Below are 23010 nucleotides of genomic sequence, written 5' to 3' on the forward strand. Positions count from 1 at the left end.
GTCCTCTCGCCCGCTCGGTCATGGCCGCACTGCTGGCGATTGTCGGGCTCGCCGCCTTCGTCGTGGTAGCGCTGATTGCGCTCGGATTCCGCGACGATCTGGAGGTCCTGCATCAGGTCGTCGGGCGGATCAAACCGTACCTGGCCGGATTACACCTCCTCGCGATCGGCGCCCTGTGGCTTGCCTGGCCGTGGCTCACCCGCCGCTTGCCGGCGCACTGGCCCAACGAAGCCCGCGCGGCCTTCCTGGGCGCGCGCCACCGGATCTGCATCGGCTTGCTCTTCATCGAGCTCATCGTGGTGCTCGGAATTCCATTCGGCCACAGCATGTAGGAGGACCTGCCGTGAGCGTCGACAGTTACCTGGAGCTCTTCACCACCATGTACGGTTGGGCGTTCGCGGGCATCTTTCGCGACATCCTCGTGGACACTGGCATCATCTTCCTCCCCTTCCTCTTCATCATCATCGGCACCTGGTTGCGCGCCCATGAAATGAACGCCGTCGAAGGCGCCGATGCGGCCTGGATGGTGAGGAAAATGGAGGTCGAGTTCTGGACCGCCATCTTCGTCATGGCCTTCTGCTTCACGCCGGTCGGCACCAGCCTCCAAAACGTCAGTCTCCGCCACACGCCCGCAGCGACCGCACTCAATCCGGCTCCCGCCACTGCAACCGGAACGAGCTCGGACAGCACCTACGACGATGCCTTCAGCTCGGTGCCGCAGAACCTCGCGCTGCCCCCCTGGTGGTTTTCCGTCATGGGCCTGTCTGCCGGGTTCAATGATGCGGTGCGCGGCGGCATCTCGGGCGGCTTGAGCGGCCTCCGGGAAGTGGAAGAATTCGCCCGCTCCGCCGCGGTGGAGGATCCGACCCTGCGCGCGGAGGTGCAGCGCTTCTACAACGAATGCTACCTGCCAGGCCGGTCCCGTTATCTCGAAAATCCGCCATCCCCTGCCGCGGCTGCCGCGCTGGAGGCCTACGGCGAAGGGGATCCCGACTGGATGGGAAGCCACGCCTTTCAGGCCGACCCGAACCTCTACCCGGCCCTGCATGCGCGTGCCGGCGTGCCGGGGTTCGCTCTCGACAAAGCCGTCCAGGATGCGGATATGGATGCCAACACCGCAGTCCCGGACTACGGGCGCCCCACCTGTCTCGAATGGTGGGCGGATCCTGCGATCGGCGTGCGAGCCAAGCTGGTCAAGGGCGTCGGCAATCTCGCGGCGATGCCGACCTCGCTGACCGAGAAGGTGGCGCTGGTGTTCAGCCCAGTCGCCGTCGAGAAGCGGGAGGACGGATTGGCAAGGCTCGCCACGGGGCGGTCAAATCCGGCGCTCGCGCCCGAGACGATGCTCCCCGATGACAATCGCCGCTGGTACCAGGCCTTACTCGGAGCCGGACCCGACGTCGCAGGAATGGCGGGGATGGTGAACAAGGCGCTCCACACCCAGGCTTCCCGCTTTCCCATCATCCAGTTTGCAACCCTGGCCCAGCCCCTGATCCTCATGGGCATCTACATGTTCCTGCCCCTGATCCTGGTCTTCGGGCGCTACAGCCTTCAAATCATGTTCCTGGGCGCGCTCGCCATCTTCACGGTCAAGCTTTGGGCGGTCCTCTGGTACATCGCGATGTGGATCGACGAACACCTGTGGATCGCGATGTACCCGGACGCCGAGCACCTTCTACTCAACGTCCTGCACCTGGAGTTCGACGCGGCGCTCAAGCGTAGCACCTTGAATACGCTCCTCATCGGCCTTTATCTCGGCCTACCCCTGATCTGGAGCGGGATGATGGGATGGGCGAGCCTGCACGTAGTGCATGGCATCGATGCCATGAAGCACAGTGCAATCACAGCGGGCATGGCGGCGGGCCAATCCGGAGCACATATCGCCACCCGCTTTGTTGGTGGTGTCGGGCACACACTCCGGCGGGGACGATGATGATGGCGTCAGACTCAGAAATGGACGATGGGGTCGCCGGAATATGCGCCGACTCGCTCCCCGTTGCGACCGACAGAGATCGGTTCGCGACCATGCACCGTGTAACCGGTGTAAGCCCCCTCGGTATTGTCCAAGCCCCCAAAAGGTCCGTAGTCGAACGGCGCGATGTCATTTCGCCCGAACGCGTCAGTGCCGCGTTCATGGTTCTCTGCATCCGCATCACGCCCTGTCGTCAGGAAGAAAGCCAACGGCTTCGCCATGCCCGCCAGGAGGGCAAACGCGCAAACGAACGGCGTACGGATCAGGTTCGCAATTGGCTTCATACGTGCCTCCTACACAGGTGAGGAATGTACCAATGACAATCACCCACTCTGAAAAATACGCCGCCCGACCCGGTACGTACACCTCGAAGATGTACCGCGCTGTAAGTCATGTGGCGGGCGCGATCCTCCTGTCCTTCTCCCTCGGCATCGCCACGGCCGATCCGATCAAGGCGTCCGACGACATCAAGGCCGCCGTCACGCGCAACACCGCCGGACAGGTCCGGCCCGACTCGGTGGCCCCCACGCCAGTTTCCGGCATCTACGAGATCGTCAATGGAACGGACGTCTTCTATGTGGACGCGACCGGGCGCTACGCCTTCGTGGAGGGTCGCCTGGTGGACATGGTTGATCGCCGCGACCTCACGCAGGCGAGGCTCGAAGCGCTCGCGGCAATCCCCTTCGCCGATCTGCCGCTCGACCTTGCGATCAAGACGGTGCGCGGGAACGGCTCGCGGCGGCTCGCCGTGTTCGAGGATCCGGCTTGCCCTGCGTGCCGGTCGCTGCAGCCTACGCTCGCCGCACTCGACAATGTGACGATCTACACCTTCACGTACCCCGTTGTCTCCCCCGAATCGATTCCCGCAGCGGTGGCCGCCTGGTGCGGCACGGGCGGTCAACAGGCCGGTAAATGGCAGGCCTACATGGAAGGCGCGCCGGCGCCACGGCAGATCGAGCCCCACTGCGAGCCGGCCATGGAGCGGGTCGGGCGGATTGTCGAGTTCGGACGTAGCCGTGGTATCCGCAACACGCCAACCCTCGTGCTGACCAATGGGCGCCGGCTGGTCGGCACGATCCCCGGCGCCGAGCTCGAGGAAGCCCTGACGCGCGCAGCCGGGGAAGCAGGCAAGTGAGCGCGACGTTGCGCCAGCTCGTCGCGTCGCTGGCCTGTACCGCCGCCCTTCCGCCCGTTCAGGCTCAGGAGCGGGTCGAGGTCTTCCTGCTCGGCACCCAGCACGTGCGCGGCACGGGAACGGCGACGGTGTATCACGTTGACGGCATGGAGCGAATCAATGCCGCCCTGTCCGCCGGGCTACCCCCCGACCCCGCTCATGCCGAAGCGATCGCCAAGCGCCGCTTCGAGGCGCTCACCGAGGCCGACCGCCAGGCGATCGGGACCAGCGCACAGGGCCTGGCCGCGGCCATGCAGTACCGGCTCACCAAGGTGCCGGCGATCGTCTTCGATGGGGCGGCCGTGGTTTACGGCGTGGGGGACGTGAATCAGGCCCGCGCCATCTACCAGACATGGCTTGCCCGGCGCGGTCGGTAGGAGGAAGCGGCATGCGCGCGTTCTCCGTCACCCGGTCGGCCGCGACGCGACGTCTGCGCACGCTCCTGGCCGCCTGCGTCGTCACCTGCGCGCCCCAGTCGGGCGCCTTGGAGATCACCTCCACCGCTGCCCTCCTCGCCCAGGCAGTCGCAAGCTACCCGGCCTGCGCTGCCTGGCATGTGTCGGGGATCTGCTACTGGTTGCAGTGCACGCCCGTCGGCTGCTCCATCCGCACGTCTACCCGCTTCAGCCACTTCGCCCCCGACCTGGTAGTGAGCACCTACCACGATGTGGCCACGCACCCCTGGCCCGAGATCGGCATCCCGCTCGCAGCCGCGAGCCGAGGGCTCCTCGGGACACTGCTCGGCGTCGACTTGGCCGACAGCGCCGGCACACAATCTCAGGCCGATCGCACAGACAAGCAGCGGCGCTTCCGCGACGCGGATGTCATCGGCCATCCCGCGGCTGGACTGCCCGACCTCGTCACCTGCCCCTCGGCCGTGATTCCCTTCGTGCCCTACTACCAATCGCCCCTGGACGCGGCCGTGTGGCGTTCTTATCTGCCGGCAGAGCTCCTGCTTCCGGCCTCCTGGGTGCCGGGCATGCGCGAGGTCGGCACCTGGCCACTTAACACCTGGGGCAACCTCTATCCACGCACCGGCGAGGTGGTGCAACAGCACGAGGTCAAGGCCGCCGCGGTCCTGTCGCAGCGCATCGCCGATTTCATCACCCGACCGGCGCAGCCGCACGTCTACGCCTACGTCCCCTCGGGGGGCACGCGGCGCCGGCGCGGTCAGCTGGTGTGGGATCCGCCGCCGGCGCGGGAGAACGATCCCATGGGTGGCCTGTGGCAGATGAACGTCGCGCTCCCCACACCCTGCCACGTCTTCGGGCTCAATGACACTGCGAGCCCAGTCTCCTACGGCGACGCCATGACCACCCGTTCCGGAAGCTACGCCTACACGCTGTGGCGTCCGTACGCCTGCTGCCGGGTGCGCGGCCAGATCTTTCTCGGCAGCATCCAGTTCGGCTTGTGGTGAATGCGATGAATCCGATCCGTTTCATCCCCATGCTGGCCGTTCTTCTCGCCGCGCCGTCCTGGTCGGCGCCCCCCCTTGCCAGCCGGCCGCCCACCGTCATCCACGACGCCGGAGGCATGCCGCTCGCGCCATACTTCGAACCGTTCGCCGACGACGTCGGCGAAGCGGCGCCGGCCCCCCAGATGCCGGCGCAACTACAGCCGCCTCAGCTCTTCCCGGTGGTCTCGACCCGCGCAGGGCCCGGTCGGTTGCTGCAGAACCCAATGCCCAGCAAGCTGCCGGGCGGACCCGGGCAGCCCATCTTCATAGTCGGCGACGACCCGGCCTCCCTCGAATGGCTGCAACGCAATGCGGACGCATTGCGTCGGATGGGCGCGCGGGGGATCGTCGCGTCCGTAGGCACTCGGGAGGATTTCCTGCGACTGCGGGCCTCGGCCGACCTGCATATGGTGCCTATGTCGGCCGATGCGCTCCTCGAGGCGGCCGGGATTCACGTCTGGCCCGTCCTCATCGGCGCCGACGGGGCGATTTCGCAGTAGGAGGTCACGCCATGAATCAGAGAATCAACCTCCCGCAGGGGCTTACCATCGGCCTTGCCCTCGTCTACTCGGGCGTACCCCCGGCTGCAGACACGTCGCACGGCGATTTCCAGCCCCTCGCCGCCGCGCTCTTCGCGGCGGTGCCGCCGGCCGCGTTGTCTCAGACAGACCGGGCCGAAATCTCGGCCCTCACCCCTCTCGCCCTGCACAACGGCGTCGTCGTGAGCAGCCTCCCCGGCTGCGAAACGGCGATGCATCCCGAGGTGATCCTCGAAGACCTGAACGGCGACGGCGGGCCAGAGGTCTTCGTCGTCGCCGGCAATACCTGCACGTCGGGTATGACGGGCAGCAGCGTCTGGCTGTTCGCCAAGCGCCTCGGCGGGCGCTGGGGCCAGCGCCTCGACGTCATGGCGGCCGCCTACCGCGTGCTGCCAACAACGACTGAGGGGTGGCACGACCTGGCCGTCGGCGGCCGTGGGTTGTGCCAAGGGGTGTGGCGCCTCGCCGCGGACGGTAGGTACCGGTACGCGCGCTCCATCAGGCCCGACGGCACACCGTGCCCAAGCCAATAGGCGACGTGGCATGAACGCCCGTATACAGCTCGCGCTCGTCCTGCTTCTGCTGGCCGGCCTCGTCTGGGCCGGCGTGGCCTACACCGATTTCCTCAAAGCGCTCGGGCAGCGGGAGAGCACGATGAACCCGGCGGTCACCAACCAGTTCGGTCACGTCGGTCTTTTCCAGTTCGGCGAGGCAGCCCTGCAGGACGCAGGCCTCTACGCCGGCGACGGCACGCCGAAGACCAACGACTGGGCGGGCCGCTTCACCGGCAAGTACGGGGTCAATTCGCTGACCGATCTTCTCGCGAATCCCGACGCCCAGATCCAAGCGGTAACCGCTTACCACGAGCAGGAGTGGAACGCGCTCAGGAAAGTCCATGGCGCCGAAAGCTACCTGGGGACGACGATCAATGGCATCCCCATCACCGCGTCGGGTCTCGTCGCCGCGGCACACCTCGTGGGCGCTGGCGCCGTAGGGGAGTGGTTGAGATCGGGTGGGGCGACCGATCCGGCCGACGGCAACGGCACCAAGCTCGTCTCCTACCTGGGGCAGTTTGCCGGCTATACACTGGCCTTCACGCCCCCCAGCTACGCCGAGGTCCTCGCCGCCACGCCCTCAAGCGGCTCGCCGGGCGGCTATGTCCATACCCCTGCCCCCTTGACGCCGTCGGCCGGGACAGGCTCCGCCGCCTTGCTCAAGGGCACGAGCTTCGGCTACACCTCCGCCGCCCAAGGCTTCTTCGGCGCCACCGGCTACCAGATGGGGCAGGTCAGGCAGTTGCTGGTCGGAATTGCAGCAATGGCCCTCGTTACCTGGATCGCATGGGTCGTCGTCGCCAAGTGGCGCGGCCTGTCGGAGGGATTTGATACAAAGCGGGATCTCGCGGTCGACGTCGGCCGCGCTATTGTTCTGACATGGATTGTGCTGCTCATCATGATGTAGGTCTGATGACTTCCATGGAGGCGATGATGAAACGAACGCCATACCTGGCCGCCCTCCTTCTGGTGGCGCCCCTGCAGCCTGCTCGCGCCGACGTGCTCGACGGCCTGATCTTCGGCGCCAAGTGCATAGGCGCTGCCGATCGCAAGGCCTGCGAGGAGCAAGCCAAACGCGAGGCTGACGAAACGCGCGAGCGAGTGCGACAGCAGTCGAGCCCGAGCGCACCGACCATGATGAATCTCGACGCGCCCGAAGATACCCTCGGCAAGAAGATCTATCGGAACTGGCGCAACAACGTGGTGTGCAACCCATTCTCTACGCGCTCGGTTCGCGACGTCGATTCAACTTATGCGCGGGTGATGAGCCGGTACAGCTTCGTTACTCCGAACCAGGCCAAGGTTCAATCAGGAACCGGCGAGGCGGGACTCTACATCTCGGGTTATCTCCACGAGACCACTCCCGGCGCCCTTTACCGCCTCGAACAGGTAGTGCAATCGCCCGACGTGGCCAACGGCCAGCGCCAGTACAAGCTGCGGCTCGACCTCGCCCGCGACGGCTCCGGCACCCGCGTCACCGGCGAGTATTGCGTCACCACCGATGACCCCGCCGGCTGGCGGGATCTGCCGGCCAAGATCCGCTTGAGCCTCGACAATACCTTCTGACCACCGGAGCCTCACCATGCTCGATGAACGTCCTTGCCCGCTGTGCCGCGGGGCCGGCGAAACCCTCGTAGCAAGCGAGCGCACTTGCCACTCGTGCGGAGGCACCGGTCGCGACCGACGCTCCTCGACCGACGATCCGCGGTTCGGCGCCGACACCTGCCAGGCATGTCACGGATACGGCGTCGAGACGAGCAGAGAATTCCAGCTGTGCCCGTCCTGCAACGGCCGAGGTTCAATTCCTGGTTAACGACATTTCGGCACATTCGCTCCTTTCTCGAACTGTGCGCCATGCCCCTGACAGCTAAGGACCTTCGCTGTTTATCCACAGCTCTATCCCCAGTTTCTGTGGACAAGCGCGTTGGCGCCGGGGCGATTCGCATTGGCGTGAGGTCAGTGAGGCCGCACACTGCCACAAGGGATGCCGCCCGACATTGAAATCGTGCGACGCGCCAACTAGCATGTCTTCAACGCCCAGCCGCGCGGCTGCGTTGCGTCCGGTCAGCCCCTGTAACCGGAACGGCCTTCGGGCTCGGGGTCAAGGATCAGTTTCTCGTCAATCCCGTGGGGAGTTGTTTTCCCGCGGGAACACGGCGCTCCCCGCATTTCTCCAAGGAGACGCCGATGTTGTCCTTCTTTTCCTCTCAAACGTCCCTTGCGGATGCTGCACTGCTCGAGCGCTTCTTCGGCCCCGAAGCCGAGGACATCTGGGAGCACTGCGATGGATCCTGGAGCAAGATCGTCGAACTTGCCCGGGAGCCGCGCACCCCGGCATGGGAGGCGCTCGCCTGCGCGATCGAGGTTCTGCACCGCAGCTTCGCCGAGCAACTGACAACCCGGAACGTTCTCGACTCGCCTGATGTCGTCAGGCAGTTCCTCCGGACGTTCTTCAAGGAGCTGCCGTACGAGGTCTTCGTGGTCCTGTACCTCAATGCCCGAAACCACCTTATCCGCGGCGAAGAGGCGTTTCGCGGCACGCTGACCCAGACCAGCGTCTATCCCCGCGAGATAGTGCGCCGAGCGCTCGAGCTTCGTGCAGCCGGCGTGATCTTCTCGCACCAGCACCCTTCGGGCGCGTCGGAGCCTTCGACGGCCGATGAGCTCCTGACCCGGCGGCTGAGGGAGGCACTCGCCACGGTCGACGTGAAGGTGCTCGACCACTTCGTCATCGCAGGCACTGCGGATGTGTCCTTCGCCCAGCGGGGGCTCCTGTAGTCTTGCCTTTCCTGCGGCCACCGTAGCCGTGGCGCCGATCCGTCAGGGGAATTCGCCAGCGAATCCCCTGCACTTGCCAAACCACGGTCTGGCCGGTATTTTTGTGCTGTCTCGAAGGCGCCATGCCGTCACTCGAGACCCGGCGGGGACGCTCTTGATCTCTCGCTTCGCGCGACACTCGCGCATTTCCTTGCTCGTAGACCGGCGCCTCCCGCCGCTCTGACCTCGACCCGTCCTGATGCCCCGCCCCGCGGCCGATGCAATCGCCATCGGACCGCCTTGGCATGCATCGACCATCTCGGACCACGAATGCCAGCGAGGAAAGCACATGGAGGAATCACAGGCAGCATGTCCCGGGCGTCAATTAGGCGGCTTGATTCACGCCGATCATGAGATGCGCTGTCCTCCTCGACCCACGGCCCGCGCGGGTGAGGTACCGTCTTCGTGAGCATCAAGGTCATGTCCCTCGTGTGGGAAGGCTTCCCTGCGTCCGGAAGCGAGATGCTGGCAATGCTCGCCCTCGCCGACTGGTGCAATGACGAGGGCGGGAGCCTCCACCCGTCGATGAAAGCTGTTGCGGAAAAGATCCGTGTGTCGGAAAAGCAGGCCCGCAGGATCATTCACGGCTTTGAAGAGGCGGGATACCTCAAGGTGGTCGGGCATGCCAATGGTGGCGCGCCCGGCACCACCAAGCAGTATCAGCTCAACGTCGCGAAGCTCAAGGGGTTGGCGGACGAGGCGGCGGCCCGAAAGACGGCTCCCGTCCGTGTCACCCCTCCCCCCAATGTCACCCCTCCCCCCAATGTCACCCCTCCCCCCAATGTCACCCCTCCCGTCGATGTCACCCCTCCCACCCAGGGGAGCGGAGGGCTCCCACCCATGGGAGTGGAGGCCTCCCATGGGTGTCCCGAGACGCCTCCCACCAGTGGGAGCCAAACCGTCAGTGAACCACCAATGAACCACCAGTTAACCGTCAGGGGGACGGCGCCGTGTTCGGAGCCAGAACGCCTCCCTGCTGTCGCCAAGGCGCCAGCCCCCCAGCAGGATCCGGCCGGCGAGACGCGCCTGCAGGCCGCGTGCCGGACGACCTGGGCGGCCTACCGGAACGCCTATGCAGACCGCTACGGCGCCGCCCCAGTTCGAAACCAGAAGGTCAGCTCGCAGGTGAAGCAGTTCGTGCAGCGCATCGGCTACGACGAATCACCCTTGATTGCCGCGTGGTTCGTGCTGCACCCGGGGAGCTACTACGTTGGCCGCATGCACGACTTCGGCTGCCTACTGAGCGACGCCGAGAAGTTGCGCACCGAGTGGGTGACGGGAAGGCTCATGACCGCCGGCAAGGCGCGCCAGTCCGACAGAGCCGGCACCACCATGGCCGCCCTCGCCGAGGTGCTGGCCGAACGAGGAGAGTCACTGTGAGCGCGAACACGCTGAAGGCCATCGCCATGACGGCCGAACTGACCGGGACCGAGCTGTCCGCGGCGGCACTGAAGGTCATGGATGCGGACCTGTCGGCCTACCCCGACGCCGACGTACTGCGCGCCCTGGAGCGCTGCCGCAAGGAACTGAAGGGCCGCCTGACCGTGGCCGCCGTGCTCGAGCGGGTCGCGGAACTCGATGGTCGCCCTGGCGCGGAGGAGGCGTGGGCGACCGCTCTTTCCGCGGACGACGACGCCGTGACCGTGGTATGGACCGACGAGATCACGCAGGCGCTGGCGGTGGCCAGGCCGCTCCTTGATGCTCGCGACAAGGTGGCGGCGCGCATGGCGTTCTGCCAGGCGTACGAGCGTCTGGTGCGCGAGGCGCGCGAGGCGCGGGTGCCATGCCGATGGTGGGCGTCGCTCGGCCATGACGCGCGGCAGCGCGCGGCGACCCTCTCTGCGGCCGTCGTGGCGGGGCGAATCACGCAAGAGGCCGTCCAGCCCCTGCTACCCGTGCCGGCGGACAGCGACTCGGTGATGGCGTCGCTCATCGGCGACGACGACGCGCGGCTGCTCGCCCACATTCCGGAGGATGCCCGCGAGACCGCGACGCGCGGCCTCAAGCGCCTCCGGGCCCACCTCGCCGAACTTGGGGACCAGGCGGCGAAGCTCGAGGCGCAGCGCGCCGCCGATGAGCGCGGGCGGCAGGCCGCAATGGAGGCACGCAAGGCCAGCATGTTCCGCGCCGCGCAAGAGCGCATGAACGGCATGGGTCCGACGCGGCTCCCCCCTTGTGCCGAAGAGCCGGCCCACACAGAGGACTGCGTGCATGCCAACTGCTCGAATCACACCAGCCCGTCCAACGCCCTCATCGGGTCAGCCCCTGGTACGCAGTAACTGACCGGCGCGGCAAGGTCCACGAATCACCAGCCGTTTCCGAGGAAGGCCGCCCTCGCCTCACGACTATCCTTCATCCTTGAATGCCAGCCTGGCGTGAACCACAATTGGATGACATTCTCCAGCACCGGCTCATCGTAGCCGCGCGACCTGTCAGCCCCTGAAACAGGTACGGCATCCGCCCGGGGTCTTCGTTCCAGTTGCATCCAACTTCCCCTCCGGGATGATCCACGTCCCGGTCGCGGCTCGTGCGCTCTCCCGTCCAGCACCTACCCTCCGGGAGATCGCCAAATGTGGCACGACGAACCCGCAAACAGGCCGGGGCAGGATCCACAAGCCCACCTTCCATTTACCCATTGGGAGGACCGCTTTCGCGAACGCATCGCACATTACCAGGAGCTGCTACTCGTGTTTCCCGGCTCCGCTTACTTCGCAAACGAGCTCGCAAAGTACCAGCGCTGGTTCCATGAGCATCTCTTGCTGCGCCCCACCGGCTCCATCGCCGAAGAAGAGCTACCGTTCTAACCAGAAAGCGGCGTTCCGGGCAGATTCGCCCGGAACGCTCCACACCACCCGCGCAGCCAGCATGCTGCAATAATGCCTTGCCGATATTCGACTGACGCACTATCGTAAAGCCGTCCAGTCGATATTTCCTGCTCTCGCTCCCCTCGCTAAGCGACCTCTTCGACCCTTCGAAGCAGCTTCGCACCTTGCTTTCCCTTCGCTGCTGTCTGAGCGACTCGCCTACGCGGGTTGCCTCGTCTCGTAGGATCCCTCGCGGCCGGTGCATGCCGGCGCAGTGTCCAGGCGTTGCGCGCCTGGCTTCGCTCCGCTTTCGCGATCGGTGTCCGCCCGCCTTAACGCCCCGTGCTTGGCTGCGACACGTCGAAAAGCCAAGAAGCACGGCCGAGACATTTTTCGGCCACCGGCAACCGAGACACGGAGAGGAACAATGCACACGACACGCAATCCCCCGGAACACCCGCATGGGTGGAATTGGAATCGACGGCGCAGCGTCCGGCCCGCGCGCCGGCTCCATCAAGCCACGGACGCAACAGCTCGCTCGCACCTTCGGATCGGGCGAGACCTCCGACGCGCCGTCGAGCATGACGAGTTCGTCCTTCACTACCAACCCGAGATCGACGCAAGCACCGGCCGCATGGTGGCGGCCGAGGCGCTGATCCGCTGGCAGCATCCCCAACTCGGCATGATCAGCCCCAACACCTTCATCCCCGTCGCGGAAGACCAAGGACTGATCGGCAAGATCGGACAATGGGTACTTGAGACCGCGTGTGCGCAGCTTCACGCGTGGCACGCCGCCGGCCATGACCTGCGGGTCGCGGTCAACTTCTCGGTCGAGCAATTGCGCCGGCGCGACATCGCCGACACGGTCGCCAACGCACTCGAACGCTTCGACCTGCGGCCCGATGACCTGGTCGTCGAAATAACCGAGAGCATTTGCATGCGCGCCAACGATCGCGCGCGGGAGAACGTCGCCCGCCTCGCGCATCTGGGCATACGGCTGGCCATCGACGACTTCGGCACCGGCTACTCGTCGCTGAGCTACCTCAAGCGCATGCCGGTCCGCATTCTGAAGATAGACCGAAGCTTTGTAGTCGATCTCGCCGACCGCGCGGATTCGACAATCGTGCGAAACATCATATCGCTCGCCCATGAACTGGATCTGATCGTCATTGTGGAAGGCGTCGAGACGGCGGCTCAACACGAACTCCTGCGCGTCATGGGCTGCGACATGGTCCAGGGCTACCTGGTTGGCGAAAGCCTGCCACCGGCCCTGTTCCACGATGCGTTTCTCGAGCCCCGACAGCACACGATCGTCGAGCCGTAGCGGATCTGCATGAACACGCCGACCGACAAGCTGGCGCTGCGCGCCGACCCTTCAGGTGCAGCCTCCTTTGTCGCAGAGGAGGTCACACGCGCCGTCATCGAGGCCGCCACTTTCGAGGCCCATCGCCGAGTCTTGAAAGCGACGATCGCAGCGGAGTGGATCTTGGCCTCGACACGACGGACGACTGTCGCGAGCTCGCGCACATGTCCTACCTGGGCCCGACCGTCGTGTCCGCCGTCCGCATCGTCGGATGGAGGGAGGATCCGGTGTACGACGAGCACGCTTCCATCGATTTCACATCGCTCAGAAGGCGTCTCGTCAAGCTCATTGAGCTTTCACCAGGGACGTTCGAAGACGCGCGGACGGCGGTCCGTTAACAGGACTCCCTGTACGCATGGTTCGGGTCCTTGAACAGACGCGAACATCCATCACCCATTGAGCCGGCGAGCGGTATCGCCCGGGTCGAGCTTCTCGACAACCTCGGTAATGCGGTGGCCGCGGCCGACTTCGGTTCCGACGCGGAGGCTCTTCACTGGCGGCCCACCCCGATCATTACTGGACTCGACATCAACTCAGCCTTGGAACGGGCAGCGCGGCAAAGAAGGTTAGAGATATTCGACCGCCTAGGATATGACGTGGAACCGTCGGCATTCTTGGGTGCCGTAGCAGATCGCGAAGAGATCAACATTCGACCAGAGCGGAGTATTCTTGCGAAAACTTCATAGAAAATTGGCAATTATCATCTTATTAACAGCAACGTCTGGCATCAGGACAACTAACAGGAACCTCTGAGGTTAACGGCAGAGCCCGGCACTGGGGAACTCCTCCAGTTAGCTATCCCACTGCCTGGACGGATCGTCCAGTGGTAAAATTCGGCCATGACAATCGCCGCCATTTCGCCGGGATACATCCCCCACTTCTCTGGCCATGAAACCTTCACGCTGAGGCAGATGTGGCTCAAGAAGGTCTTCGACCAAAAAACGGAAGACAACCGGATCAAGAAATCAGTCTTCACCAACGAGGAATCGATCGCCCGGTTTGGCGTCGGCAAGAACATGGTCGCCTCGATCCGGCATTGGGCTCTCGCCACCAATCTGATCAGCGAAGGCCGCTCCGACGACTACGAGCTATCCACCACGGCTCAGAAGATTTTTTCAAACGATGGCTTGGACCCCTATTCGGAGAACCCGACGACCGCGTGGTTCGTCCATTGGCAGCTTGCCGGATTGGGAAACCGCTCGACGACTTGGTTTTGGCTGTTCAACAAGGTCACCGCACCGAACTTCAGAAAGACGGACCTTGAAAGACCCTTGGCCGACTTTGCGGCCAAGTTCAACACCAAGCGCGGCGTATCCGCCTCGACCCTAACCCGCGACATCGATACGTGCATCCGCAGCTATGCACCGAGATCCGGCGGCGGCTCGCCGGAAGATTTCGCCGAGCCCATGCTCGGAGAGTTGGGCTTGATCGCCGAGGAAACCAAAGGAATCTTCGCCTTTCGGCGCGGCCCGAAGCCCACGCTCAGCAACGGCATGTTCGTCTACGCGCTGATCGACTATTGGGAAGCTCTAAACTCCTCCGCTAGCTCAATGGCATTCGAGTCTATCGTTTATGGCGAAGGCTCCCCTGGACGCGTATTCAAGCTTGACGAGGAGTCGGTTGCCGAGCGCCTTTTCTCTTTGGATGAGTTCACCTTGGGCGTCCTTTCTTGGACTGACACCTCCGGCCTTCGGCAAGTGCTTCGAAAGAGCTGGGACAGTTCGGCGTTTCGAAACAGGATGCTGGACAAGGCCTACGAATGAACGCTCAAAAAACAAAAAAGCTTTCCGAGATCGTTCGTATCCGGCAGCAATACCAACGCTCCATCCGTTTGGACGTGGACTTTGGGCGCATGGACGCCCTCGACGGCTATGTATGCCACAAGACGGCCGCCGATGTGCTAGACACCATGGCCAAGCAGATTTCGGGGAGCAATCAGCGGGCCTTCACCTGGACCGGCCCGTTCGGCGGCGGCAAGTCTTCGTTAGCCGTTGCTCTGGCATCAGCTCTTGGCCCCGATGAAAGCCTGCGCGCTCAAGCCCGCGAGGTGTTGCGCCTGAATGTCCATCCGAATTTCGACGAAGCCCTCCCCGTAAGCAACGGCTGGCTCGTTCTTCCGGTCGTCGGCCGGAGGGGGTTTGTCTCGGAAGAAATTTCAAAGGCGCTAAATCACGCGATTGGCTCGCGCGCGAGCCCTGGCTCTGCCAAGGAAGTCGTTGCGGAGCTGTGCGCTGTGGCTGCCAGTGAGCGATATGACGGGGTCATCCTCGTCATCGACGAAATGGGAAAATTTCTCGAAGCAGCCGCTCTCGGCCTCGGCGACGACGTCTATTTCTTTCAGGATCTCGCCGAGTCCGCGGCCCGAGCCCAAGGAAGGCTCGTCGTGGTCGGCATACTGCACCAATCCTTCCGGCAGTATGCCTCCCGCCTCGGCAGCGAGGCTCGTGACGACTGGGCGAAAGTTCAAGGTCGCTACGTAGACATTCCATTGGTCGCGGCAAGTGACGAGGTTGTGGAGTTGATCGGCCGTGCGGTCGAAACGAATGCCCACCCCCACTTCAATCGCACCCGCGCTAGAGCCATCGCATCCGCTATGGCGGCCCGGCGGCCTGCCATTGGCGTGGAAGCCTTTACCGAGAGCCTCGACGCGTGTTGGCCATTGCACCCCGCTATGGCCGCCCTCCTCGGCCCGGTTTCCCGTCGGCAATTTGGCCAGAATGAACGTAGCACCTTCGGATTCTTGGGGTCCGTGGAGCCCCATGGATTCCGCTCTTTCCTCAAAGAGCAGGATCTGTCTGAAGAATGCTGCTATCGCCCGGACCACTACTGGGACTACCTCAGGGGCAATCTCGAACAAGCGATTCTTTCTTCCCCGGACGGCCACCGCTGGGCGCAAGCTGCGGATGCCGTCGATCGAACCGAGGCTCGCCATAGCGGGCTTCACTCCGCCCTGATCAAAAGCATCGCCGTCATTGATCTACTTCGCGCCACCTCAGGCTTGGCTGCCGACACCGAGGTTCTGCGGTCCCTCTTCCCGGAGAGTCTCGGCAATGAAGTCGAATCGGCGTTGAAGCAGCTTTCAAAGTGGCGAGTTGCAATCTACAAGAAGCATCTCGGAGCATGGTCTGTCTTCGAAGGCAGCGACTTCGACATCGAAAAAGCACTTGCCCAAGCGAAGGCGACCCTTCCCGGCATCGATTTCTCGATGCTGACGAGCCTCGCCAATCTCTATCCAGCGATCGCCAAGCGGCACTATCACAAGACGGGAACGCTCCGGTGGATGGATGTGGCTCTGTGCAGACTTGAAGATGCCGAAGGGATCGCGTCCAAGTTCTCCCCAAAGAAAGGCGAATTCGGCCTCTTCTTGTTGACTCTTCCGTCCAAAGAAGTCCGTTTGGAGGCCGCTCTTAGCCAATGCGAAACGATTGCCCGCAGTCGCCCTTGGCCGGTGGCCGTCGGAATCCCGCCGAACTACGCTCGGATCGAGGAACTAGGCTTGGAGCTGGTTTGCTTGCAATCCGTGCAGGGACGACCGGAGCTGGAAGGCGACCAAGTCGGGAAGCGTGAAGTTACCGCCCGAATTTCAGCCGCCCGCTCTGCCCTTGAAGAGCAACTTCGGTTTGCGATAGCTCGAGCGACTTGGGCTTTGGCCGGACGGACCTGCTCGGCCGGAACACCAATTGCTCGTTGCTCGTCGGATCTGGCCGACGATCTTTACCGGGATTCGCCTCGACTTTGGAGCGAGCTGATCAACCGCGACGCTCCTTCGAGCGCGAGCGTCAAAGCTCGGCGCGACCTGATTCATGCGATGCTGGAAAATGAGAACCTGGAAAACCTCGGTTTCGAAGCCTTCCCGGCGGAACGCGGGCTCTATGAGTCCCTGTTGAAAGGGACGGGGTTGCATCGCAAAGACGGCGATTCGGACACGTGGCGCTTTCAGCCTCCGGACGAGCAGCACGGAGCAAGCCTGATTCGCTTGTGGGAGGAAACTCGAAAGCTGTTCTCCGACGCGTCCAAACGGGTGGAGGCTGTTGAAATCGACAGGTTGTGGGCCGGCGATCCCTTTGGCGTTCGCTCCGCCGTCAGACCCATCCTTCTGACGGCCTTCCTTTTGGCTCACAAAGGGAACCTAGCGGTCTACAAGGACAGCATGTTCATCCCCAGCTTGAACGACGCGGATCTCGACGAGTATTTACAGGACGAGAAGCGCTTTTCGTTTCGCTGGGTGGTCGTAGACGACGAGAAAACTCAGATCCTATCGGGGATCTCGAATCTTCTGGCATCGATCGGCGCCGCGGCGCCGGCAAGCGACCCATTGGAAGCGGCAAAGGGCCTGGTCGCCTTGGTTTTCCGCCTTCCCCATTGGACGAAGCGAACCGCGACCCTATCGGCCGAGGCTCGCGAAGTGCGCGACATCTTGTCGAAGGCCAGCGATCCGCACAGGGTTCTGTTCATGGATCTAGCGGCGGTTTTCGGCGCGGCCAACGGCTCCGATTACGTCGATGCTTTGCGAGGCCCGATCACCGAGCTCGCAGGGGCCTACGAGGCGATGCTGCGCAAGATTGAATCGAGCATGCTCGAAGCTCTCGACGCGCCGGCAAACGCTTTGGAGCGCCTGCGCGCAAGAGCGGAGTTGCTCAAAGACTTGGATGGCGAGCTGCGCCAAAACGCCTTCGCAGGTCATCTGGCAAAGCACGATGGCAGCCTGGCGAGCATCGAGCGAATCGTTGGCTTGGCGGTCAATAAGCCCGCACGCGACTGGACAGATCGAGATTTCGACCAGGCCCTGCTTGAAATTGCGAGGCTGGCCTTGCGTTTCCGCCAGTCGGAAGCGTTGGTGTCCGTGCGCGGCAGAAAGCCCATGACCGATGCGTTCGCTGTCGTCATCGGGGCGGGCTCCTCGGCGAGGACAATTTCGCGCCAATTCGACCTTTCGGAGCGACACCGCGCGACGGTCGACAACCTGGCCGACGAACTAGCCAGCAGCCTTCAATCGAAGGGCTTGGACACCGACGTCCTGCTGGCCGCCCTCGCCCGCGCCGGCTTGAAGCTGGCGACGGACGACTCCGCGGAGGTCGAGCATGGCTGAGAGGCACGTTCTGGGGATCTCCGGCGGCAAGGACAGCGCGGCTTTGGCCGTGTTCGTCCGGCACCATCATCCCGAAATCGACGTGGAGTATTTCTTCACCGACACCGGCAAGGAGCTGCCCGAGGTTTATGAGTTTCTGGGACGGTTGGAGGGCTTCCTTGGAAAGCCGATCCTGCGGCTCAATCCCCAGCGAGACTTCGATTTCTGGCTGCGCGAATACAACCACTTCCTGCCTTCGGCCCAGACTCGCTGGTGCACCCGGCAATTGAAGCTCGCCCCGTTCGAGCAGTGGGTGCGGCCGATGCTCGCGGCCGGCGACACTGTCGTCTCCTATGTGGCCATCCGCGCCGACGAGGACTACCGCGAGGGATACACCTCCAAGCACAAGAACCTCAAAGTGCGCCTGCCCTTCCGCGAGTCGGGCATCGACAAGCGATGCGTGATGGACATCCTGGAATCCTCCGGAGTGGGTATCCCGAAGTATTACGACTGGCGCTCTCGAAGCGGCTGCACCTTCTGCTTCTTTCAGCAGAAAATTGAGTGGGTGCGCCTGCGCGAGCAGCATCCGGAAGCCTATGAGGACGCCAAAACCTACGAGAAAAACGCCTTGGAGCACGGTTCCCCATTCACCTGGACCAAGGGCGAATCACTGGACGAACTCGCCAAGCCGGAACGGGTTCAGCAGATCGTTGAAGACTTCGAACGGCGGAAGCAGCGGGAGTTGAACCGCAAGCCGATCAATCCTCTGCGGCCAATCGAGAACATCGTTGACATCGATGACCTCTTTGGCGAAGACGAAGGCGGAGGAGCGTGTGTGGTGTGCCATAAGTAGCGTTTAAGACCCCCTATGGTGCTTTCGTCGACTCGTCCGCGATTAGCAGGAGCTTAACCGCCACGCCCTTCGGCGCTGCCAGGCCGTCGATAGTTTCCTGTGGGTTGGTCATATTCCCGTAGTGCAAATCCAAGCGGACATTGGTCACGATGTCTTGCTTGACCTTCACGCCAAGCCGCAGTTTGTTGGACAGCGCGGCCAAATCAAGCCCCGATCCTCCGCAATGGGCGATCAGCATGCGCTCCAGCCAAACCGCAAGCCGCATTGCATCCTCGCCGGGGAACGACAGTGACTGATCGCCACCGCGAACTGCCATTATCAAGCGGTGGCAGCCAGTCGAGTCCGAATAAGCGGTGGCCGGCTTTTTGGGGATCTTCTCGCAAAGCAAGAACGCCTTCACGACAACTTCGGAGTCGCGCGCCATCTTGAATGCCGCCGGGCGTGTCAACTGACTCGCAGTCGCCTGGGCGAACTGAGCGGCGACATCGAACCGCAGCCGTCCGACAACCGCGAGCTTGTCGGCTTCCGCACGCTTCAGGAAGTCGGCAATTGGCATCGCCAATACTCGGCCTGGCGCATATTGCAAGTCGAAAACTCCAGCGGCCGTTTTTAGCCCGACCGCCACAAGATCCCTGCTGTCGAACCGAGAGAGATGGTGCGGCAGGGCCTCATGAACTTCCGCAATCGCGAATACGGCCGATCTACTTCCTGCCATGTCGTCTCTCGTAGTGACATTCAAATCGCACTGTTGCGTCACGTGAACGAGGCACTCGCCGCCAGCTTTCAGGTTTGACGCGAGGACCGAACCGAACGGAAGCGTGGAGTTGAATCGCTGTTCCGGCTTATCGACTGCCGGTCCGTAGAACGCCTCACCTGTGGGCCAACCGCTCCAGACATAGTGGGAGTAGAAGGCCCGACCCACTTCGGGATTCACGATGGGCGACATGAAGCGGGTCTTCAATCCGTCGCCGCCGTCCATGTGCTCTCGCAAGCATGCATCCAACTCGCCAATTTTCTTAGCGACCGCATTGTCTCGTTCGACGTGCCAGAGATATTCGCGGCTAATGAGGTCACCGAGATGTCCGTCGAATGGATCGTTGTCGGCGATCGCAGTGAGATGAACGCGCTGGATCGCGGCCGCGTCCAAGTTCCACAGCGTAGTCGCGGCCTCATCCGCCGCCCTCTTGAGTGCATCGGCCCAACTGCGGATGAACGCGCGCATACGTTGGGCGGCCGCGCACTGAGCCATCAGTTGATCGAAGAGAACGCGCAGCCCGCGAGCCTTGAAATCCTCGGAAGCCAGATCGGACTTGGGAAGTATCCAGAGGCCGGCCGCGCTGATCTGGGATGCCTTGCTGAACTCCTGCCGATGCTTTGTCAACTCCTCTTCGGCGGTCGACATGACGACGATGGGCGGCATGGATTTGTCTCCGGCCTCGTTTGAGAGCTCCCGGAGATACATCTTCAAGTCGTCAACGGGAGACCCATTGCCGACCAAAACCAAGTCCAAGAACAAGAAGTCGTAAGCTATTGCCTCCGCTCGTCCAGGGCGTTTCGGAACGAAGTCGACTAGAAACTCCTGCGCGGGAAACGCTGCGTCAAATTCCCCTCGCAGCGCCTTGCCACGATCAGCTCGCGTGAAAAAATTGGAAAACCTGCTGACTAGGTCGCTGTCGGCCTTCTCGCGGAACCAATCGCTGAGGAGCACGTCTTGAACAAAGGCATCCGACATGAGGAATTTCTGGAACGCTTTGGGATCAGCTTCGAACACCCTTCCATCCATCTTTTCGGCACAGAGATGCAACAGGTTCGCAACCTCCGGCGCATCGACATCGCCAAGCAACGTTTCGATATCGGGCTCGCTCTCCCGAAGCTGCGCATACACAAACTGAACAAACTCGTCGTCGACGACAAGGATGCGTAGAGGCTTGGCTTGCTCGGTTCCTTGCGTCCCCTCTATCGGCGCATCACCAGCGTTACCCTTGGTCTCCTCCATCGACTCGGAATTCTCCGCCCCGGTGGCATTCTTGATCTCATGGATATTCATTTCCCCTCCCGCGGAAGCTCCAGAATGAAGGTTCTGAGCCGTCCGTCTTCATCCGGCATCTCATCGAGATAGAGCTTCCCTCCGTGATAGGAAGCTAGTTCCGAAGCTATGTAGAGTCCAAGGCCCTTGCCCTTCTTTCGCGTCGAGTAGTAGGGCTTAAAAATGGCCTTGGCGTAGCGAGGATCAACCCCAGGCCCGTTGTCCGTGACGATGATTGCGCTAGCGCCCGTGTCGATGTCGACTTGGATGGTTGGTGTCCTTTCGCCTTCCTTCAGGGCTTGGCCCACCCAATGCAGCGAGTTCACGATCAAGTTTTCCAACGTTTGAGCAACCAAACCGCGCACCATGTAGACGCCGAACTCGCGCTTGGAATCTGTGCCGTCCACTGTGACTACGGCCTCGACGCCGTGTCGGACCATGCGAGCTTTGAAGCTGTCGACAATCGTCTTCGTTTGCGCTACGACGTCATAGGTTTCTTTTCGATTACGCCCGGACGGGCTCATCGCGTCGACAGTTCGTACCCTCTTGTTGGTAGCGACAATTTGCCTACGCAGGTTGTCAATCACCTCGACCACATTAACGCGACTCTTTCCGTCCTCGAGCTGAGCCAGAAGCTCGCCAGTGCGCTCTGTAAGGCGCGCCAGCTCGTGCACCACAATTTCAACCACGAGGCCGATGTTGGCGAGTTCGAGCAACTCGACACGCGTTTCCTGAGCCATGTCGAGCGCACGCTTGATAGTCTTCACATATTCGATCTGGTCGCTGATCGCCTCCCGGACCTGAACTACCTTCTCCTTGTGCTCCGCCGGAATTGCCTTGGCAATTTGATTGAAAGCTTTAAGGGTTCGCGCCAGGTTGTTCTCGCTTTGACGGAGCGACTCTTCAGTCGACTCCTCCGCTAAAGCAATCTTGACTTCAGCTTCCTGCGTTGCGCTAATTAGCCCCCGCAAATCAACGACGATCTCGACACCTAGCAACGTTTTAAGTAGCTCCTGCTCTGGGCAAGAAACCAGCCTTTCTCGGTTCGACGCGTCGATCAACCGAGGGTTGCGCTGTGACGAAATCGCTACGCTTCCAACGGTTTGATATCGATTTAGGGCATAGCCCTTGGTCTTGAGCGCGCGACTGTCCCATTCCAGCCAGTCGTCGTCCATCCCACCGGTTTGTCCAACTCTAAAGCCGTCCCGATAGATGGCGAAGCCACCACACCACACGTTCAACTCATTGACGATGTCCGTCCGGCTTCGGTCGACAGCCTGTGCATTCAGCGACTGGCGATTGAACCAGAGGCATGTAGCTTCAAATGCCCCGAGGCTTTCAAAGAGGCTCTCGGGGACCGAAAGCCTTTCGGCGAGCTCAGCGGACTTCCATGCTCGATCGTCGGGTGCCGCGTTTCCTCTCCATAGCAGAGATCGCCGCATGACGCTGCCTTCTGCGTCGACACCTGCGGGGTCAAATGTGATGCGTGCCCGAAACTGGGCACATTCTGAGAGCCAGTCGGGCAACGTGGGAATCGGCTGACGCTTGCCGTTAAGAAGAACGTCTACCGGGTAGCGCTTACGCTGCGTGGCGAACGGGTCTTGAAGACGGCGCAAGTACTTCTGGATAAACCCTGCTATCTTGTCCGGAGTCCAAAACGCGTTAAGCTCTGTGATTTCTATAATGGTTCCGGACACGTCAGTCTCGCCGAGCCCCGCCGGCTCAACTGTAACTTCGATCTCATCCAAGAAGCGCGTAGGTTCGTCGAACTCGCTCCACTCAAAGCGGACCTGATGCCAACGACTCTCGCTAGCCATCTTGGATTTGACCAATGCAACACGACCAAGACGCATCATCGATAGTCGTCCGATTCCCTTCTCGCCCAAAATAGTGGGATCGCCAACTTGAGAGGCGCGCTTCGCCAAGAGCTTCCCGGGAGTGCCAATGACCAGAAATCGGCTCTCAAGATCTTCCGCGCTCATACCCGATCCAGTGTCGCAAACGACGATCTTGAATTTCGTCGCCAGGATCTCCCCGACGAACTTCGCAACCCCTGCCGAACCGCGCAAGAGGGCGTTGTCATACGCCTCAAGCATGGCAGCGCGATCGCGAGAGCTCAGTTCTGGCGCTAGTGCCGTTTGGAACGCCTCACGTGCCTCCTTTTTACCGATCTTGACTGGATTGGCAAGAAGACGCTCGCGCAGGAGCGAAAGCGCCCCTGCGTCGGCTGGAGCTTCGAGCAGCACCTCCACTCGCGGCGAACGAGCGTCGAAAGCGTTCTTGATGAGCTCATTAAGGGCAACATCGTCCGAGGTTATAAGCTCCGCTCCGATCTGACGAAGGGCACGCGCTGCGACCCGAAATGAACTAGCCATGGTTGTACC

At 62.5% G+C, this 23010-nt stretch carries 20 protein-coding genes and 1 pseudogene; 18 read left to right on the plus strand and 3 right to left on the minus strand.

Annotation, left to right across the window (positions count from 1 at the left end; all coding sequences use genetic code 11):
- Window positions 1-20 precede the first annotated feature (20 nt).
- The gene (locus ToN1_RS03740) at window positions 21-332 is read left to right on the plus strand and encodes a hypothetical protein (protein WP_169208741.1); all 312 of its coding nucleotides are present in this window, start codon (window positions 21-23) and stop codon (window positions 330-332) included.
- Between the two features lie 11 nt (window positions 333-343).
- Window positions 344-1933, plus strand: a complete 1590-nt coding sequence (locus ToN1_RS03745) for a conjugal transfer protein TraG N-terminal domain-containing protein (RefSeq protein ID WP_169208742.1) — start codon at window positions 344-346, stop codon at window positions 1931-1933.
- Between the two features lie 14 nt (window positions 1934-1947).
- Here the strand turns inward: ToN1_RS03745 and ToN1_RS03750 are convergent, their stop codons facing one another.
- Window positions 1948-2256 carry a hypothetical protein gene (locus ToN1_RS03750; RefSeq protein ID WP_169208743.1) on the minus strand — a complete coding sequence of 103 codons (309 nt, stop codon included), beginning with the start codon at window positions 2254-2256 and terminating at the stop codon, window positions 1948-1950.
- Window positions 2257-2288: 32 nt separating this feature from the next.
- Between ToN1_RS03750 and ToN1_RS03755 the strand changes: the two genes are divergently transcribed.
- The 16 genes and pseudogenes from ToN1_RS03755 to ToN1_RS03830 all read left to right on the plus strand — a co-directional run bounded on the left by ToN1_RS03755 (window position 2289) and on the right by ToN1_RS03830 (window position 18600).
- A complete protein-coding gene (locus ToN1_RS03755) occupies window positions 2289-3107 on the plus strand; it encodes a DsbC family protein (RefSeq protein WP_169208744.1) in 819 nt (272 codons plus the stop codon).
- Complete coding sequence (locus ToN1_RS03760; RefSeq protein ID WP_169208745.1) at window positions 3104-3523, plus strand: TIGR03757 family integrating conjugative element protein; 420 nt, start codon at window positions 3104-3106, stop codon at window positions 3521-3523. Before ToN1_RS03755 ends, ToN1_RS03760 begins: the two co-directional genes overlap by 4 nt.
- A gap of 11 nt (window positions 3524-3534) precedes the next feature.
- The gene (locus ToN1_RS03765; RefSeq protein ID WP_169208746.1) at window positions 3535-4563 is read left to right on the plus strand and encodes a TIGR03756 family integrating conjugative element protein; all 1029 of its coding nucleotides are present in this window, start codon (window positions 3535-3537) and stop codon (window positions 4561-4563) included.
- Window positions 4564-4568: 5 nt separating this feature from the next.
- Window positions 4569-5102: a PFL_4695 family integrating conjugative element protein gene (locus tag ToN1_RS03770; RefSeq protein WP_169208747.1), complete on the plus strand. Its 534-nt coding sequence runs from the start codon at window positions 4569-4571 to the stop codon at window positions 5100-5102.
- Window positions 5103-5113: 11 nt separating this feature from the next.
- A complete protein-coding gene (locus tag ToN1_RS03775; RefSeq protein WP_169208748.1) occupies window positions 5114-5674 on the plus strand; it encodes a hypothetical protein in 561 nt (186 codons plus the stop codon).
- Window positions 5675-5684: 10 nt separating this feature from the next.
- Window positions 5685-6602 carry a transglycosylase SLT domain-containing protein gene (locus ToN1_RS03780; protein WP_169208749.1) on the plus strand — a complete coding sequence of 306 codons (918 nt, stop codon included), beginning with the start codon at window positions 5685-5687 and terminating at the stop codon, window positions 6600-6602.
- A gap of 5 nt (window positions 6603-6607) precedes the next feature.
- Window positions 6608-7261 (plus strand): hypothetical protein, encoded by a 654-nt coding sequence (locus tag ToN1_RS03785; RefSeq protein WP_244860959.1) that lies wholly within the window; start codon window positions 6608-6610, stop codon window positions 7259-7261.
- A 16-nt stretch (window positions 7262-7277) separates the two neighbouring features.
- Window positions 7278-7508, plus strand: a complete 231-nt coding sequence (locus ToN1_RS25030) for a zinc finger domain-containing protein (RefSeq protein ID WP_169208750.1) — start codon at window positions 7278-7280, stop codon at window positions 7506-7508.
- Between the two features lie 241 nt (window positions 7509-7749).
- Window positions 7750-8473 (plus strand): annotated as a pseudogene (locus ToN1_RS03795) (JAB domain-containing protein).
- Between the two features lie 444 nt (window positions 8474-8917).
- Complete coding sequence (locus ToN1_RS03800) at window positions 8918-9892, plus strand: helix-turn-helix domain-containing protein (protein WP_210148014.1); 975 nt, start codon at window positions 8918-8920, stop codon at window positions 9890-9892.
- Window positions 9889-10791 (plus strand): hypothetical protein, encoded by a 903-nt coding sequence (locus tag ToN1_RS03805; RefSeq protein ID WP_169206594.1) that lies wholly within the window; start codon window positions 9889-9891, stop codon window positions 10789-10791. The genes ToN1_RS03800 and ToN1_RS03805 overlap by 4 nt, the downstream gene beginning before the upstream one ends.
- Window positions 10792-11082: 291 nt before the next feature.
- A complete protein-coding gene (locus tag ToN1_RS03810) occupies window positions 11083-11316 on the plus strand; it encodes a hypothetical protein (protein ID WP_169206595.1) in 234 nt (77 codons plus the stop codon).
- A 427-nt stretch (window positions 11317-11743) separates the two neighbouring features.
- Entirely contained in the window at window positions 11744-12640 is an 897-nt protein-coding gene (locus tag ToN1_RS03815; protein ID WP_169206596.1) for a putative bifunctional diguanylate cyclase/phosphodiesterase, read from the plus strand.
- Window positions 12641-13518: 878 nt separating this feature from the next.
- Window positions 13519-14442 carry a DUF4007 family protein gene (locus ToN1_RS03820; protein WP_210148015.1) on the plus strand — a complete coding sequence of 308 codons (924 nt, stop codon included), beginning with the start codon at window positions 13519-13521 and terminating at the stop codon, window positions 14440-14442.
- Complete coding sequence (locus tag ToN1_RS03825) at window positions 14439-17768, plus strand: ATP-binding protein (protein WP_169206598.1); 3330 nt, start codon at window positions 14439-14441, stop codon at window positions 17766-17768. The genes ToN1_RS03820 and ToN1_RS03825 overlap by 4 nt, the downstream gene beginning before the upstream one ends.
- Window positions 17761-18600 carry a phosphoadenosine phosphosulfate reductase family protein gene (locus tag ToN1_RS03830; RefSeq protein ID WP_169206599.1) on the plus strand — a complete coding sequence of 280 codons (840 nt, stop codon included), beginning with the start codon at window positions 17761-17763 and terminating at the stop codon, window positions 18598-18600. Before ToN1_RS03825 ends, ToN1_RS03830 begins: the two co-directional genes overlap by 8 nt.
- A gap of 13 nt (window positions 18601-18613) precedes the next feature.
- On the opposite strand, the gene ToN1_RS03835 is transcribed toward ToN1_RS03830, so the two are convergent.
- Together ToN1_RS03835 and ToN1_RS03840 are read right to left on the minus strand one after the other, a co-directional pair.
- Window positions 18614-20647 carry a hypothetical protein gene (locus tag ToN1_RS03835; protein WP_169206600.1) on the minus strand — a complete coding sequence of 678 codons (2034 nt, stop codon included), beginning with the start codon at window positions 20645-20647 and terminating at the stop codon, window positions 18614-18616.
- Window positions 20644-23001, minus strand: coding sequence for an ATP-binding protein (locus ToN1_RS03840; RefSeq protein ID WP_169206601.1), 2358 nt, complete (start codon window positions 22999-23001; stop codon window positions 20644-20646). Before ToN1_RS03840 ends, ToN1_RS03835 begins: the two co-directional genes overlap by 4 nt.
- Window positions 23002-23010 lie beyond the last annotated feature (9 nt).

The sequence above is a fragment of the Aromatoleum petrolei genome (assembly GCF_017894385.1).
GTDB classification, from domain to species: domain Bacteria; phylum Pseudomonadota; class Gammaproteobacteria; order Burkholderiales; family Rhodocyclaceae; genus Aromatoleum; species Aromatoleum petrolei.